Genomic DNA, 14,934 nt, shown 5'->3' with positions numbered 1-14,934 from the left:
GGAGCGGGGCCCTTCGGTGCAGAAGGACACCTCCAGTCTACGTGCGCGGCGTGTCGCGACAGCCTCCGGGCGGCCGCGGGATGCCTCACCTCAGGGTGTCGAGGATCCCCGTCAGCAGGTCGAAGGTGGTCAGCGGCGAGATGATCGCGAACCGGAGCACCGGCTCGCCCCGGTGGGCGCTCGGCACGACGAATCCGTGCTGGTCGTCGAGCAGCTGGTCCGACCACGCGTCGTAGTCGGCGAGCGTCCAGCCCTCCCGGCGGAAGACGACCACCGACAGCTCGGGCTCCCGCACCAGCGACAGCCCGTCGCGCGCCGTGATCTCGTCGGCGATCCGCCGGGCCAGGTCGATCCCGTGCTCGATGGTGGCCCGGTACTGGTCGGTGCCGTGCGTCGCCAGCGAGAACCACAGCGGAAGGCCGCGGGCGCGGCGGGTGAGCTGCACGGCGAGGTCGGAGGGGTTCCAGTCGGGCTTGCCGGTGATGGTCTCGAGGTACTCGGCCTTCTGCGTGTGCGCCGAGAGGGCCAGCGCGGGCTCGCGGTAGATCAGCGCACACGCGTCGAAGGGGGCGAACAGCCATTTGTGCGGGTCGACGATGACGGAATCGGCGTGCTCCACGCCCGCGAACACCGGCCGCATCCGCTCCACGAGCATCGCGGCCAGACCGTACGCGCCGTCGACGTGCAGCCACACACCGCGTTCGCGCGTGACCTCGGCGACACCGGCGATGTCGTCCACGATGCCGAAGTTCGTCGTCCCCGCGGTCGCGACGACGGCGAACACCGCGTCGTCCTGCTCGTCGAGGATCCGCGCGACGGCCTCGCCGCGCAGCCTTCCGCTCTCGTCCGGCAACGCCGTCATGACGTCGACGTCCATCACGGCGGCGGCCGACGCGATGGACGAGTGCGCTTCCGCACTGCAGGCCACGATCCAGCGGGCGGGGTCCGGGCGCCCCGCCTCGCGGTTGCGGCGGCGGGCGGCATCCCGTGCGGTCACGAGGGCGGAGAGGTTCCCGATGGTGCCGCCCTGGACGAAGACCCCGCCCGAGCCCTGAGGCATCCCGAACTCGCCCGCGAGCCAGTGCAGCACCTCGTTCTCGGCGAAGACGGCTCCCGCGCCCTCGAGCCACGAGCCGCCGTAGATGGCGGATGCCGACACCACGACATCGAAGGCGAGGGAGGCCTTGCTGGGGGCGGAGGGGATGAAGGAGAGGTAGCCGGGGTGGTCGATCGACAGGCACGCCGGAGCCAGAACGTTCTCGAAGAGGGCGATCGCGCGGCGGGAGCCGATGCCCGACGCCGTGATCGACCCCGAGGCCAGTCGGGCGAGGTCGCGCGGGCTCATCGGCTTGTCCAATGGCACGTCCGGGTACAGGGCCCGCCGGCGGGCGTAGTCCAGTACGTCATCGACCGTGTCCCGGGTGGCTTCCGAGATGGCGTGCATGTGATCGGGGCGCGGTGTCGCGGTCATGGCTGCTCCGTGGTGGGGGTGACACCTCACGGTAGGGGTCGCGGCGACGCTCACTCAAGGCGAGCGGGGCCTTGCGCGCCGCGGCCCATGCCGACGGTCGCGGATCGCGCAGGAATGGAGAAGCATCCGCGGGATCGCCGCACGTAACGTGACGATGAGGGGTCGCCACCCCGGACATCGGGAACACCGCGGAAGGAAGCGAGGAGCGACATGGCCGACAAGACCACGGCGGACGGTCTCACCAAGGAGGAGCGCGACGCCGTCAGGCAGCGCGCGAAGGAGCTGCGCGCGCAGGCGAAGGCGGGCAAGAGCCGCGAGGCCGGGCTGAAAGCCGTGCTCGAGGCGATCGCCGCCCTCGAGCCCGAGGACAAGGTCCTCGCGGAGGGTCTGCACAAGGTCGTCACAGAGGTGGCGCCCGACCTCGTGCCCAAGACCTACTACGGCATGCCCGGCTACGCCAACGACGAGGGCAAGATGGTCGTCTTCCTCCAACCGGCCCGGAAGTTCAAGACGCGCTACGCGACGATCGGCTTCGAGGACCGGGCGAACCTCGACGACGGCGACATGTGGCCGGTGGGGTTCGCGGTGCGCTCGTGGACGCCTGCCGTCGAGGAGCGAGTCACCGAGCTGGTGCGCGCGGCGGTCGCGTGACTCAGACCAGGAAGTCGAGGGCCCGCTGACGGAAGACCCTCGAGCCGGGTGCGTTGAAGTGGTGACGCCCGGGGATCTCCTCGAAGACCCCGCGCGGCGTGCTCGCCGCGAGCCTCTTCGACCGCTCGAGGATCGCGTCTCCGGAGCCCGTCGCGAACAGGATCGGCTGCTGCGGCGGACGCGCCGGATCGGGATCGGTGTCGCCGAGCCGCATGCCCTCGGCGAGCGCGACGAGCGCCCGCAGGTCGTTGCCCCGCACCCGCTCGGCCAGCGTGACGTAGTTGCGGGTGACGGGGTCATCCACGGGCACACCGTCCTCGGCGTAAGCCCGCGCCTGCTCGATCTGCAGGCGCGCCAGCGGCTTTCCGTCCGGGATGCCTCCGAGCACGGCGCGGGAGACGTGCTCGGGGGCGTCGACGGCGAACTGCCATCCGACGCGCGCTCCGAGCGAGTACCCGGCGTAACGGACGTCGTCGACGAGGTAGGTGTCGAGGACGATGAGCAGGTCCGCCACGAACGCGGCCATGGAATACGCCTGCTTGTCGTGCGGCTTGTCGCTCGCGCCGTGGCCGCGCTGATCGACGCCGATCACGCGGAAGCCCGCCCGCGTGAGGTCGCGGACCCACCCGGTCTCGACCCAGTTGTCGCGGCAGCTCGATGCGAAGCCGTGCACGCACAGCACCGGCTCGCCATCCGGCTCGCCCCACGCGTAGGTCGCGATCCTGTAGCCCTCCTCCGACATGACGAAGCTCGGCGCGGGCATCTCCGTGCGAGGAAGCGTGGCGTCCATGACGCCATTCTGCTCCCGTTATCAGCGCGGCGGAGCGGGCCGCCGGCGGGCGGGGGGTACAGGTTAGCTCCGGCGGAGCGGGCTCGCAACGGGGCTGATCGCATCCCTCGTCGCGCATATCGTCGCCGCATGAGTTCCTACGATGACCGTGAGCCGCGCACCGGTGAGCCGGTCGCGCCGCGCACCGACCGCGACGCCGACGGCGTGCCCGACGGCCGCGCAGCGAGCCTGCGAGACGAGGTGGTCGGCCGCGAGCAGGAGCGCTTCGGGGGCTTCAAGTTCGGCGCCGCCTTCTTCGGGTGGCTGACCGCGATGGGTGCCGTGGTGGTCCTGACAGCGATCGTGGCGGCGGTCGGTGCCGCGGCTGGGCTCGTCGCGCCGGAGACGGTCCAGGACGCCACCCAGGCGGCCAACGAGAACCTCGGCGGAGCGACGATCGTGGGGGCCATCGCCATCGCGGTGGTCCTGTTCCTCGCCTACTTCGCCGGCGGCTACGTCGCGGGGCGCATGGCGCGCTTCAGCGGAGGGAAGCAGGGCCTCGCCGTGTGGATCTGGGCCGTCGCGATCGCGATCATCGTCGCGATCGTGACCGCCGTCGCCGGGAGCCAGTGGGACATCCTGGCGAATCTCGACAGCTTCCCGCGCATCCCGGTGACGCCCGAGACGGCGACTCTCACCGGCATCCTGACCGCCATCGGCGCGGCGATCATCACGCTGGTCGCCGCGATCCTCGGCGGCATCACGGGGATGCGCTACCACCGACGCGTCGACCGCGTCGGCTTGGGCGCGTAAGACGAGGCCACTCAGACCGCAGTCCGAAGAGAAGGGAGATGCCCATGGGTATGGGAGACGACATCAAGCACAACGCCGAGGACCTCAAGGGCAAGGCCAAGGAGGGCATCGGCGAAGCCACCGACAACGACCGTCTCGAGGCGGAGGGCCAGGGAGACCAGGCCAGCGCCAAGCTGAAGAAGGTCGGCGACGATGTCAAGGACGTTTTCACGGACGACCGCTGAGATCGAGTCGAAACGGATGCCCCCGGCCCCAGTGGCCGGGGGCATCCTTCGTTCTGCGCACGTGATCGCGCACGGCACGGAAGCCCGCCGTTCACCGCGTCGCTGTCATCTCTTCGCCGGGCGGTCACGCCGAGGCAGGGCGGAGTGGTTTGGCTCGGAACATGAGTCCGAACCGCACAAGAGGCGCACGGCTGCGCCTGATGGCCCTGACCACCGCGGCGCTGGCCGCCGCCGCCCTGCTGCCTGCAGCGACCTCGAGCGCTGCCGCAGCGAGTCCCTCGGAGGGGCGATCCTCGTCCCCGTTCGTCCAGACCCACGTGCCCACGCTGGTCGCTCGCGCCACCCTCTCCGCCGATCACCTGGAGCCGGGACCGGCATCGGGTGCCCTGGCATCGCCGGCGAACGGTCGGACGGGGCCATGGAACGGTCAGGTGATCCCCGGCTTCTCGGCCGCGATCGACAACGGCGACGGCACGTTCTGGGCGCAGCCCGACAACGGCTTCGGAACCAAGGGCAACTCCGCCGACTTCCTCCTGCGCAACTACCTGGTGCGGCCGGCGTGGCAGACCGCCGAGGGCGGCGACGGCTCGATCCGCGTCGAGCGCTACATCTCCTACAACGACCGCAACCACGTCCTGGACTTCCCCATCGTCAATGAGGACACCTCTGAGCGGCTGCTCACCGGTGCGGACTTCGACATCGAGTCCGTCGTCCGCGCGAAGGACGGCACCTTCTGGGTGGGTGAGGAGTTCGGGCCGTTCCTGCTGCACTTCGACAGCGACGGGACGCTCCTGGAGAAGCCGTACGCACTGGACGGCGCCAAGTCTCCGCAGAACCCGTACCTGCAGCCGGGGGAGACGCCGCGTGTGCGCGCGAGTCGCGGATTCGAGGCCCTCGCGGGCTCCGTCAACGGCCGCTACCTGTACCCGGTGGTCGAAGGAGCGTACGCCGACGACCCGGATCTCCGCCGCCGCGAGATCCTCGAGTTCGACACCCGCCGCGGTGAGTACACCGGCCGCACCTGGAGCTACCAGACCGACCAGGAGGCCAACGTCATCGGCGACGCGTTCACCGTCCGCAACGACGTCCTGCTGCTCGTCGAGCGCGACGATTTCGAAGGCGAGCAGTCGGTGACCAAGCGGGTCTACGAGGTGGATCTGCGCCGCTCCGATGCCGACGGGTATCTCCAGAAGTCGCTCGTGCTGGACGCGCTGCGCATCGCCAATCCGCACCGGATCGGCGAGGGGGACGGGTACGGCACGGGGGAGGTGTTCTCGCTTCCGGTGCAGTCGTTCGAGACAGTGGTGCAGCTGCGCGACGGCAGTCTCCTGATCGGCAATGACAACAACTACCCGGGCAACGACGCACGCATCCCGGGCACGCCCGACGACACCGAGCTGGTGATCGTGGATCTCGACAAGACGAAGATCCAGCCCTCGACCGTCACCCTGGTCGGTCACCGCGGCTCCAGCGGCACACGCCCGGAGCACACCCTGGCGGCGTACCAGGCGGCGATCACCGCCTGCGCCGACTACATCGAACCGGACGTCGTGGCCACGAAGGACGGCGTCCTCGTCGCCCGCCACGAGAACGAGATCGGGGGGACGACCGACATCGCCGCCCGTCCTGAGTTCGCCTCCCGCCGGACCACCAAGGTCATCGACGGCGCCTCGGTGACCGGTTGGTTCACAGAGGACTTCACGCTCGCCGAGCTGCGGACCCTCCGTGCGAAGGAGCGCCTGCCTCAGACCCGTCCCGGCAACACCGCGTTCGACGGGCTCTACCAGGTCCCCACGCTCGACGAGGTGATCGACCTCGCGCGCCACTCGGTGAGCTGCGATGGCCGAACGGTCGGGGTGTACCCCGAGACGAAGCATCCGTCGTACTTCGACTCGATCGGCCTCTCGCTCGAGGAGCCCCTGGTCGCAGCCCTCCGCGCCAATGGCATGGACCGCGACGACGCGCCGGTCATCGTGCAGAGCTTCGAGGTGTCGAATCTGCGCGAGCTCGCCGGCATGACCGCTGTCTCGCTCGCTCAGCTCGTGAGCCCGTCGGGCCGTCCGTACGACTTCACGCTGGCCGGCGACCCCCGCACGTACGCCGACATGGTGACGCCGGCCGGTCTCGCCGAGATCGCCGAGTACGCGGACGGCGTGGGGCTCGAGAAGTCGGTCATGATCCCTCGCACGGCCGCCGGGACCCTCGGCACCCCGACGTCCGTCATCGCCGATGCCCACGCGGCCGGACTGTCGGTGCACGGCTGGACGTTCCGTCTGGAGAACCAGTTCCTGCCGGCGGAGTTCCGCTCCAGCGCGGATCCCGCTGCGCCCGGTGACCTGGCAGGCGAGCTGCGGGTCTTCCTTGCCGCGGGGATGGACGGCGTCTTCAGCGACCACCCCGGCATCGCCGCGGTCACCATCGACACCGTGACGCTCCAGGACTGACCGCCGCTGGTGAGCGCAGGGGGGCGATGCTGCGGCATCGCCCCCCTCTACGCATCGTGTGGCACCGCATCGGCCCCGTGTCCGCTCACGGCTCGCCTCCTCTCGCGGCCGACGTCCTGAGGGACATGAGGTTGCGCTCCCTCGCCGCCGCGAGCTCCCGCGCCCACAGCGGCAGAAGCCGTTCGTCGCTGTAGCGCTCCGCGGTGCGGCGGGCCGCCGACCTCATGGCGAGCACCTCGCCGGGCGGCATCGCCTGCAGCCGCAGGATCGCGCGGACGAGCCCCAGGACGTTGCCGCTCGTGACGAGGAAGCCGTCGACGCGAGGCGTGATCAGGTCGGCCGGCCCGTATCGGATGTCGTAGGCGATCGGGATGCAGCCGGCGCCCATCGCTTCGAGCATGACGAGCCCGAATCCCTCGGAGCGAGACGTCATGAGGAGGAACGAAGCCTCCGCGAGCCGCTCCCGAGCGTCGGGCACGTATCCATGCAGGCGCACGGCGTCGCCGGCGCGCGCCCGGTCGATGGCGCGTTCGAGCACCGCACGCCGGGGACCGTCGCCGTAGACGTCGAGGGTCAGACCGGGAGCGAGACGACGCGCCAGCAGGATCGCGCGCACAGCGTGCTGGGGCCGTTTCAGGCCGGACAGCGTGCACACCATCGCACCCGCCGTCGGCAGGCGGTTCAGCCGAGGCGGGGGCGGCGGCGTGCGGGTATTCGGGATCACGCAGAGGTTGGTTCCGCGTCCGAACCGCGTCTGGGTGTCCCGCCGCTGCCTTTCGGTGAGGAACACCACGGCGTCATAGTCCCCCAGGTGGCGGAAGACCTCGGCACGAGATGGCCGGAGGCGCCCCCACGGGCCGATGTTGCCGGCGAGATGCGAGCCATGCACGACGTGGACGATCGTCCGATCCCCCCTGCGGTACGTGTGGATGAACCGAGACATCGGCTTGCTGTCGGCGATGAGGAAGCTCGGCGCATCGCCGTGGGTGACCTGATCGAGCCACCAGCTGTACAGCGACCAGCTGCGACTCCAGGAACGCGCAGGCCGCCCCTCCCCGTCGCAGAGCACGACCGACCTGCCGCCGAGCGCTCCCCGCTGACGGGTATCCCGGCGGTCGCTGGCCAGCAACGAGCCGTCGGGGCGGAGGTGATCGACCTGGAGCACCGTGCGTCCGTCGTCGGCGAGACGTGCGCGGCGTAGTTCGACACCGTCGTGATGGGCGGATCGGTGCGTCTGAGCCGGCGCGAGCGGGGTGAAGGCGCGCTCCGGCGAGCCGAGTGGCACCTTCGCCGGCCGCACGCCGTGGACACGCAGCCAGTCCCAGAGATTGACGATCCGGATGCCGTCCACGATGTCGCCGGTGCGGCGAAGGCGCGCCTCCACGTCGGCGTAGTCGACGCGATCGTCGAACGTCAGGATGTCGACGGGGATCCCGGCAAGCGACGCGAAGGCGCGCGAGCGATGAAGCATCGCACTGGTGAGTCCGCCGATCTCATCGGGGATCGTCCACGCGAGCGCGAAGTGCCTGCCGCTGGGAAGAGGCGTCGTCGCCACGCACCGCACGTTAGCCACATGTCCTGGAAATGGCCTGGGCTCGAGCAGCGGATAGTGTTACTCTCCGATAGTGCGGATATCCGAATTGGCCCGGCGCGCCGGTGTGGCGCTGTCGGCGGTGAAGTACTACCAGCGTGAAGGTCTTCTTCCAGAGGGCACGCGGTCGGCACCGAACCAGGTCGACTACGGGTACACCCATGTGCAGCGCGTCCGTCTCATCAGAGCGCTGCTGGAAACGGGTGGCCTGTCGGTCGCCGCAGCCAAAGAGGTGATCCGGGCCGTGGACGCGCCGGATGAACCGTTGGCCGAGACGTTCCGGGTCGCACAGCACGCGATGAGCACACCGCGAACGCCCGAGTCGGCTCCGAGCGACGCCGCGCGCGATCGGGTGCTGGCGGCCGCGCGAGCGCAGGGGTGGCGCATCACAGAAGACAACCCCGGTATCGACGCGGCAGCGCGGGCTCTGGACGGCCTCCGCGCGATCTCGTTCGATCCCCCCGACGCGTTCATGGCCGTTTACGCCACCGCCGCCGCCGAAGTCGCCGCGGCCGACCTGCACGCGCTGACCACCATGGTCGAGCGCGACAGCGTCGCGGAGCGCATGATCGTCGGCACGGTGCTCGGCGATCCGCTGTTCGCAGGCCTGCGTCGGCTCGCACATCAAGACGCCACTCACGACCTCTTCCCCTTCGACGCGAATCGAGCCCGGCCGTGAACACGAGAGCCTCTCATGTCGTCCTGGGCGGCAACGGCGTCGCCGGCCGCGAGACCGTCCGCTCTCTCGTCGCTCGGGGACTGACCACCGCCTCAGTCGGCCGGCGGCCGTCGGTCGTCGAAGGCGCGCGGTCCGTGATGGCCGACCTGACCAGCGCGCCCGACGTGTCGCGCGCGCTCGCGAACGCCGACGTCGCGTACCTGACCGTCGGACTGCCGTATTCGGCCCGCGCCTGGGCGAGACAGTGGCCTGTCATCCTGAACAACACGATCGAGGCCGCCCTCGTGCACGGCACACACCTGGTGTACCTCGACAACGTCTACGCCTACGGACGGGTCGGCAGGCCCATGACGGAGCGGACCCCGCTTGAGCCATCCAGCAGAAAGGGACGAGTGCGCGCAGCCGCGCTGGCAGCGCTCGACGACGCCGCGTCGCGGGGGCTGCGCGTCACGGTCGGCCGCAGCGCGGACTTCTATGGGCCCGGCGCCACCACGAGTGCGTTCAACACGTTCGTGATCGACCGGGTCGCGGCGGACAGAGATGGCACATGGCTCTTCGATGCCGACCAGCCGCACTCCCTGACGTACACCCGCGATATCGGCGAAGCACTCGCGGTCCTCGGCACGAGCGCCACCGCGCGCGGCGGCGTATGGCACTTACCGACGGCGCCCGCACTGACCGGTCGCGAGTACATCCGGCTCGCGGCCGGCGAGTCCACGACCGCGCGCGTGATGAGGATGAGGACGATGCGGATCGGTGCGCTGTTCAATCGCGACGCGCGCGAAACGCTCGAGATGTCGTATCAGTACACCGCGCCCTACGTCTTCGAGTCGACAGCGTTCGAAGCGGCCTTCGGGCTCCGCGCCACTCCGATCGCGGACGGCATCGCGGCCTGTCTCGATGCAGCGCGATCACGACGGGAGGGCCGGCTGCCTGCGACCTCGTGAGCGCCACCCCTGTGCCGCGCGACACGAGCTGTCCGTCCGGAACCTGATGCTCGGGCCTCGGGGACTGGTCACCGTCACTCGTGGCGGTGATCATCCTCGCCGTCCGCGTCGAGCAGCATTCCGACGGAGGTCGCGCAGGCGTCGCCCCGCCATGCTTCGACGCCCTCGCGGACGGCGAAGGCGGCGATGACGAGCCCGGCGATCGCGTCGGCCCACCACCAGCCGAACAGGCCGTTCAGGACGAGCCCCATGAGGACGGCGCCTGACAGATAGGTGCAGATGAGGGTCTGCTTCGAATCGGCGACGGCGGTGGCCGACCCCAGCTCTCGCCCGGCGCGGCGCTCGGCCAGCGACAGCAACGGCATGATGGCGACGCTGAGAGCGGTGATGGCGATCCCCGCGGGCGAATGGGCGACGGCGGCACCGCCGGCGAGGGCCAGGATCGAGCTCGCGGTGACATAGAGGGCGAGGGCGAAGAACGCCACCGCGATGACGCGGAGCGTGCCCTGCTCCCATCGCTCGGGATCGCGGCGGGTGAACTGCCACGCGACGGCGGCCGCGGAGAGCACCTCGACCGTGGAGTCCAGTCCGAAGCCGATGAGCGCCGCCGAGGATGCCGCGGTTCCCGCCGCGATCGCCACGACGGCTTCGATAACGTTGTAGCCGATCGTCGCGGTGACGATCCATCGGATCCGACGCTGCAGAGTGTGCCGGCGTTCTGCGGCGAGGGTTCCCACACTCGCCGACGTCGGCGGACCGGGACGGGGGCTCATGCGCAGCACTCACAATCAGCACCGGCGCACGGCGCTCCCTCGTCCACGGCGACGACGGCATCCAGCAGCTGGCGCAGTCCCCGCGTGAGGTGCGGGTCGGCGATCTCGTACCGCGTGCGCCTGCCTTCTGGTGTGGCGACGACCAGCCCACAGCCTCGCAAGCACGAGAGGTGGTTGGACACGTTCGTGCGAGTCAGTTCCAGCTCGCTCGCGAGCTCGGCCGGGTACCCCGGGCGGTCGAGAAGGTTCAACAGAATCCGGGAGCGCGTCGGATCGGCCATCGCCCGGCCGAGCCGGTTCATGACATCCAGCCGCGAAGCAACAGTCAGCACACAGTGACTATACAGCGGTCACTGAACTGACATCTGTCGTTCTCGTCTCATCCGAGGCTGCCGCCCGGCTGACAGTGCGATCTCCGCGCCGTAGAGTCACGACGTGCGAATCGTCGTCTCGGGAACTCATGCGAGCGGGAAGAGCACGCTCGTGGCCGACTTCGCCGGTCTTCATCCGGATTTCGCAGTGCTGCCGGACCCGTTCGAGCTGGTCGATGAGGCCTGGGACAGCCCGAGCGCCGCCTTGTTCGCCGCCCAGCTGGGGGTTTCCGCGACGCGGCTGCATCCGGACGAAACCGCTGGCCCCTTCGTCGCCGAGCGCGGTCCTGTCGATTTCCTCGCCTACCTGCTGGCGGTGGAGGACCTGACCGGCGCTGCGGACTCTCGCGAAGTCGTCGGCCGATCGATCGAGATCACTCGGGATGCGATGAAGCATGTCGACCTCCTTGTCGTGCTGCCCATCACCCCCGCCGACGAAATCTTCGCTCACCCCGAGGAACATCTTCCGCTTCGCGAAGCAATGAACGACGTTCTTCTAGACCTCATTGCAGACGATGACATCGTCGGCTCACACCCGAATGTCGTCGAGATCACCGGTGACCGGAACCAACGACTCGCCGCTCTGGAGGCCCTGGCGGTCGATCCCAAACCCTGATGCGAACGGGCTACCGATACTCCCCTGACCCGCCGGCCGGGGTCGCCCCGTTGTTCACCCGAAGTCGCCCGGGGCCATGTCGGTGAAGCGAGAGAAGTGACCCTGGAACGCCACGGTGATGGTGTCGGTGGGCCCGTTGCGGTGCTTGGCGACGATGAGGTCGGCCTCGCCCGCCCGCGGGGAATCCTTCTCGTACGCCGCCTCGCGGTGCAGGAGCACCACCATGTCGGCATCCTGCTCGATCGACCCTGATTCACGCAGATCCGAAAGGGCCGGCTTCTTGTCGGCTCGCTGCTCGGGGCCGCGGTTCAGCTGCGACAGCGCGATGACGGGCACGCCGAGCTCCTTCGCGAGCAGCTTCAGCGCACGCGAGAACTCCGAGACCTCCTGCTGACGGGACTCGACGCGCTTGCCCGACGTCATGAGCTGGAGGTAGTCGATCACCACCATCTTCAGACCCGCTCGCTGCTTGAGCCGCCGGCACTTGGCGCGGATCTCGACGAGCGTCATGTTGGGGCTGTCGTCGATGTACAGCGGTGCGTCGTTGATGCGCCCGCGCGTCGCCGCGATCGTCGTCCAGTCTCGCGAATCCAGCGTGCCCTTGCGCATGGATTGCAGGGGCACCGCACCCTCGGCGCTCATCAGACGCATGGCGATCTCGCTGCGACCCATCTCCAGCGAGAAGAAGATCGTCGGCATGTTGTGCTTGATCGCCGCGGCGCGCGCGAAATCCAGGGCCAGCGTCGACTTACCCATCGCCGGCCGTGCCGCGATGATGATCATCTGGCCCGGGTGCAGCCCGTTCGTCAGCTGGTCGAGGCCCGAGAACCCCGTCGGGATGCCGGTCATCTGACCGTCTCGGCCGCGTGCGGCTTCGATCTCCTCGACCGCGGCATCCACGGCCACGGTCAGCGGCACGTAATCCTCTGCCTGTTCGGCACCCGTGACCGAATAGATCTCCGCCTGGGCGTTGTTGACGAGGTCGAGCGCCTCACCCTGACCCGAGTAGCCCATCTGGACGATCCGCGTGCCGGCGTCGACGAGGCGACGCAGCAGCGCCCGCTCGGACACGATTGACGCGTAGTAACCGGCGTTGGCAGCCGTCGGGACGATCGAGGTCAGGGTGTGAAGATAGTCGGCGCCGCCGGCGCGCTGAAGATCACCGGTCTTGATCAGCTCATCGGTGACCGCGACGACGTCGGTGGGCTCCCCGTGCGAGTACAGGGTGAGGATCGCCTCGAAGATGAGCTCATGCTTGGGAACGTAGAAGTCGGTTCCCCGCAGGGTCTCGATCACGTCGGCGACGGCGTCCTTCGACAGCAGCATGCCGCCGAGCGTGCTCTGCTCGGCGAGCAGATCGTGAGGTGGTGTGCGCTCGAACTCGCGAGGGCCTCCCATGCGCTCCTCGGAGATGTCGGCGATCGACATAGGCTGCACGTCCTCCAACTCTCGGGGGTCACATCTTGGGCGAGGCTCTCGCGGGTCGGGGCGCGCACGCGAAAGCTCGCGAGCATCCGGGATGCTCGCGGTCCGTCTTCGTGCCCTCCGTCGTGCCGCCGCGACGTTGCAGCGCGCCCCCTGTGAGCCGCACCCCACGCTAGGGACGGCCTCCGACAGCCGCAACAGCACCTGTGGATAACTCTGTGGAGAGCCTGCGCGAAACGCCGCGACGCCTGTGAGCAACGGCTGTGGAGAACTGCTGCGATATCCGGGCGGTGCGGCGCGTTTACAGCGCGAGACCTGGTGTTTCTTCGCTCACACCCTGTGGATGGAGATGTGGTTAAAGTGGTCGTTGAAGGTTTCCTCCTGACGAGTGACCTGTGCACAGTTTCGGCACCGCGATCGGGATGCTCCACGCGCGTACGCGATGAACGTGCCCGGTGTCAAGGTGGTAAGGGACCTCTAGACACCGCCTCGGAAAGCGCTGTACTGTCTCAGGTCCAGGCACCCTCAGGCACGTTCCGCTCGGAACGTGTGACGTCGTTCGTCGTGGGGAGGTGAACGTGGAGCAAGCAACCTGGCGGCTGCCGAAGATTCTTCGGCTGGCCCTGATCGGGGTCGCGACCGCGTTCGCCTGGATCGTCATAGCGGTGCTGTTCGGCCTCACTGCCGGGCACGCACACGCGGACGACTCCCAGGCCGACGGCGACGGCCTGCTGGGTGCTGTCACCTCACTGGTCGACCGGACGACATCCGGTGTCTCCGACGGCGTCACCTCGGTCACCGCCGGTGCGACGAGCACGGTCAAACACGTCATCGAGGTCGCGCCCGCCCCCGTCCGGCAGCCGGTCCGCGAGGCCGTCCGGACGGTGGGGTCGGTTGCCACGACCGTGACGGCGCCGGCCTCCGAGATCGTCGCCGACGGCGTCGTGGGCGGGGTCACCGCGCCCGTCGTCGAGTTGATCTCGGACGTGCCGGTCATCGGTGGGGTCGTGGCCGAGACGGGTGCCGACGATGCCCTGACTGACCTGATCGAGTCGGTCGACAGCACCCTGGGCGCGACCGTTCGCGCGGTCGGTGAGACCGCGACGTCCATCGGCCGGCCATCGAGCGGTGGCGGGCCGTCGATCCCCGCGATCCCGGGGCTTCCCGGTTACGGTGACGCATCGGAGTGGACATGCGGCCCTGCCGACGTGGCCGCGGCGCCGCTCGAGCCCGACGACGCGGTGACATCGCCCACGAGGAGCCGCTCCTCCGGGCGTGGCGATGCGTCGGCCTCTGACGTGTCCGCCGCGCCGCTCGCCGGCGCAACAGCTTCCACCGCCGTGCCTCTCGGCGGTGCTCCTGCGGCTGGGCTCTGCCCTCCCGCGACCATGACGGGACCCGGCGGTGCGGGTTCCGGCGCCTGGGCGCTCGCTGCCCTCCTTCCGCTGGCTGCACACCGTGCCTGGGTGCGCCGTGCCGGACGTGAGGACGACGACGTGCCTCCGGCGCCCGTCGGATCCACCGACGTCTTCCCCGACTGATCGGCGATCGGCCGCTGCTGAAGCGCGGCACGACTTCCGCGCGCACTCTCGGGCGCGCTCGCCAATCAACTCACAAGGGGAACATCATGCAAAGCTTCTGCAAGCGCGCCCTCCTGGGCACGCTTCTCGCGGGCGGCATCACGCTGCTCGGTGCGACGGTCGCCAACGCGACCGAAACCACAGGGGAGGATGGGCTGCTCTCGGGCACCCAGGCCGTCCTCGACGTCCACATCCCGGTCAACGTCACCGGCACCGCCGTATCCGTGCTGGGCGACGCATCCAGCAGTGATGCGTCAGCGGCCCCGCCGTCCTCCGCTTCACCCGCGTCGGCGACCACGAGCGGCGCGGACGGAGTCGGCTCCGGTAGCCAGGCTCTCGTGTCGGTGAAGGTGCCCGTCACGGTTGCCGGCAACGCGGTCTCGGTGGTGGGCGACAGCTCCTCAACGGATGCCGCCGGCTCGGCTCCCGCGAGCTCCGACGGTGCCACCAGCGGCCACACGTCCGGCGCTGATGGACTGCTCGCCGGCACGCAGGGGCTGGTGTCGGTCGCGGCACCCGTCTCGGTGACCGGCAACGCCATCTCCGTCATCGGCGACAGCCACACCGACGGCGCCACCGG

The 14,934-nt window shown here is 69.5% G+C and carries 15 protein-coding genes; 9 read left to right on the top strand and 6 right to left on the bottom strand.

Annotated features, from left to right (window positions below):
• Nucleotides 1-85: 85 nt before the first annotated feature.
• On the bottom strand, nt 86-1,471 hold the full coding sequence (locus AC5RVZ_RS00075; protein ID WP_494063751.1) for a pyridoxal phosphate-dependent decarboxylase family protein: 1,386 nt from the start codon (nt 1,469-1,471) through the stop codon (nt 86-88).
• A 210-nt stretch (nt 1,472-1,681) separates the two neighbouring features.
• Between AC5RVZ_RS00075 and AC5RVZ_RS00070 the strand changes: the two genes are divergently transcribed.
• Nucleotides 1,682-2,122 (top strand): iron chaperone, encoded by a 441-nt coding sequence (locus AC5RVZ_RS00070; RefSeq protein WP_494063750.1) that lies wholly within the window; start codon nt 1,682-1,684, stop codon nt 2,120-2,122.
• 1 nt (nt 2,123) lies between these two features.
• On the opposite strand, the gene AC5RVZ_RS00065 is transcribed toward AC5RVZ_RS00070, so the two are convergent.
• Nucleotides 2,124-2,912, bottom strand: coding sequence for an alpha/beta fold hydrolase (locus tag AC5RVZ_RS00065; protein WP_494063749.1), 789 nt, complete (start codon nt 2,910-2,912; stop codon nt 2,124-2,126).
• A gap of 129 nt (nt 2,913-3,041) precedes the next feature.
• Between AC5RVZ_RS00065 and AC5RVZ_RS00060 the strand changes: the two genes are divergently transcribed.
• From AC5RVZ_RS00060 to AC5RVZ_RS00050, 3 genes are all read left to right on the top strand, one after another.
• On the top strand, nt 3,042-3,704 hold the full coding sequence (locus AC5RVZ_RS00060; protein WP_494063748.1) for a hypothetical protein: 663 nt from the start codon (nt 3,042-3,044) through the stop codon (nt 3,702-3,704).
• A 44-nt stretch (nt 3,705-3,748) separates the two neighbouring features.
• The gene (locus AC5RVZ_RS00055) at nt 3,749-3,928 is read left to right on the top strand and encodes a CsbD family protein (RefSeq protein WP_494063747.1); all 180 of its coding nucleotides are present in this window, start codon (nt 3,749-3,751) and stop codon (nt 3,926-3,928) included.
• Nucleotides 3,929-4,089: 161 nt separating this feature from the next.
• Nucleotides 4,090-6,372, top strand: a complete 2,283-nt coding sequence (locus AC5RVZ_RS00050; RefSeq protein WP_494063746.1) for an esterase-like activity of phytase family protein — start codon at nt 4,090-4,092, stop codon at nt 6,370-6,372.
• An 85-nt stretch (nt 6,373-6,457) separates the two neighbouring features.
• On the opposite strand, the gene AC5RVZ_RS00045 is transcribed toward AC5RVZ_RS00050, so the two are convergent.
• The gene (locus AC5RVZ_RS00045) at nt 6,458-7,927 is read right to left on the bottom strand and encodes a glycosyltransferase (RefSeq protein ID WP_494063745.1); all 1,470 of its coding nucleotides are present in this window, start codon (nt 7,925-7,927) and stop codon (nt 6,458-6,460) included.
• A 70-nt stretch (nt 7,928-7,997) separates the two neighbouring features.
• Here AC5RVZ_RS00045 and AC5RVZ_RS00040 point away from each other — a divergent pair, with 70 nt between their 5' ends.
• Together AC5RVZ_RS00040 and AC5RVZ_RS00035 are read left to right on the top strand one after the other, a co-directional pair.
• On the top strand, nt 7,998-8,642 hold the full coding sequence (locus tag AC5RVZ_RS00040; RefSeq protein WP_494063744.1) for a MerR family transcriptional regulator: 645 nt from the start codon (nt 7,998-8,000) through the stop codon (nt 8,640-8,642).
• A complete protein-coding gene (locus AC5RVZ_RS00035) occupies nt 8,639-9,589 on the top strand; it encodes an NAD-dependent epimerase/dehydratase family protein (RefSeq protein ID WP_494063743.1) in 951 nt (316 codons plus the stop codon). Before AC5RVZ_RS00040 ends, AC5RVZ_RS00035 begins: the two co-directional genes overlap by 4 nt.
• A 74-nt stretch (nt 9,590-9,663) precedes the next feature.
• On the opposite strand, the gene AC5RVZ_RS00030 is transcribed toward AC5RVZ_RS00035, so the two are convergent.
• Both AC5RVZ_RS00030 and cmtR read right to left on the bottom strand, forming a co-directional pair.
• On the bottom strand, nt 9,664-10,362 hold the full coding sequence (locus AC5RVZ_RS00030; RefSeq protein ID WP_494063742.1) for a cation efflux transmembrane domain-containing protein: 699 nt from the start codon (nt 10,360-10,362) through the stop codon (nt 9,664-9,666).
• Entirely contained in the window at nt 10,359-10,694 is a 336-nt protein-coding gene (gene cmtR, locus AC5RVZ_RS00025; RefSeq protein WP_494063741.1) for a Cd(II)/Pb(II)-sensing metalloregulatory transcriptional regulator CmtR, read from the bottom strand. Before cmtR ends, AC5RVZ_RS00030 begins: the two co-directional genes overlap by 4 nt.
• A gap of 103 nt (nt 10,695-10,797) precedes the next feature.
• Between cmtR and AC5RVZ_RS00020 the strand changes: the two genes are divergently transcribed.
• Nucleotides 10,798-11,349, top strand: coding sequence for a DEAD/DEAH box helicase family protein (locus AC5RVZ_RS00020; RefSeq protein WP_494063740.1), 552 nt, complete (start codon nt 10,798-10,800; stop codon nt 11,347-11,349).
• 54 nt (nt 11,350-11,403) lie between these two features.
• Here the strand turns inward: AC5RVZ_RS00020 and dnaB are convergent, their stop codons facing one another.
• Nucleotides 11,404-12,777, bottom strand: a complete 1,374-nt coding sequence (gene dnaB, locus AC5RVZ_RS00015; RefSeq protein ID WP_494063739.1) for a replicative DNA helicase — start codon at nt 12,775-12,777, stop codon at nt 11,404-11,406.
• 575 nt (nt 12,778-13,352) lie between these two features.
• Between dnaB and AC5RVZ_RS00010 the strand changes: the two genes are divergently transcribed.
• Entirely contained in the window at nt 13,353-14,315 is a 963-nt protein-coding gene (locus AC5RVZ_RS00010) for a hypothetical protein (RefSeq protein ID WP_494063738.1), read from the top strand.
• 86 nt (nt 14,316-14,401) lie between these two features.
• On the top strand, nt 14,402-14,934 hold a 533-nt coding region (locus AC5RVZ_RS00005), incomplete at its 3' end, for a chaplin family protein (RefSeq protein WP_494063737.1).

It is taken from the genome of Arthrobacter sp. Cza30, from assembly GCF_059090765.1.
This window is presented reverse-complemented; position numbering and strand designations above follow the sequence as displayed.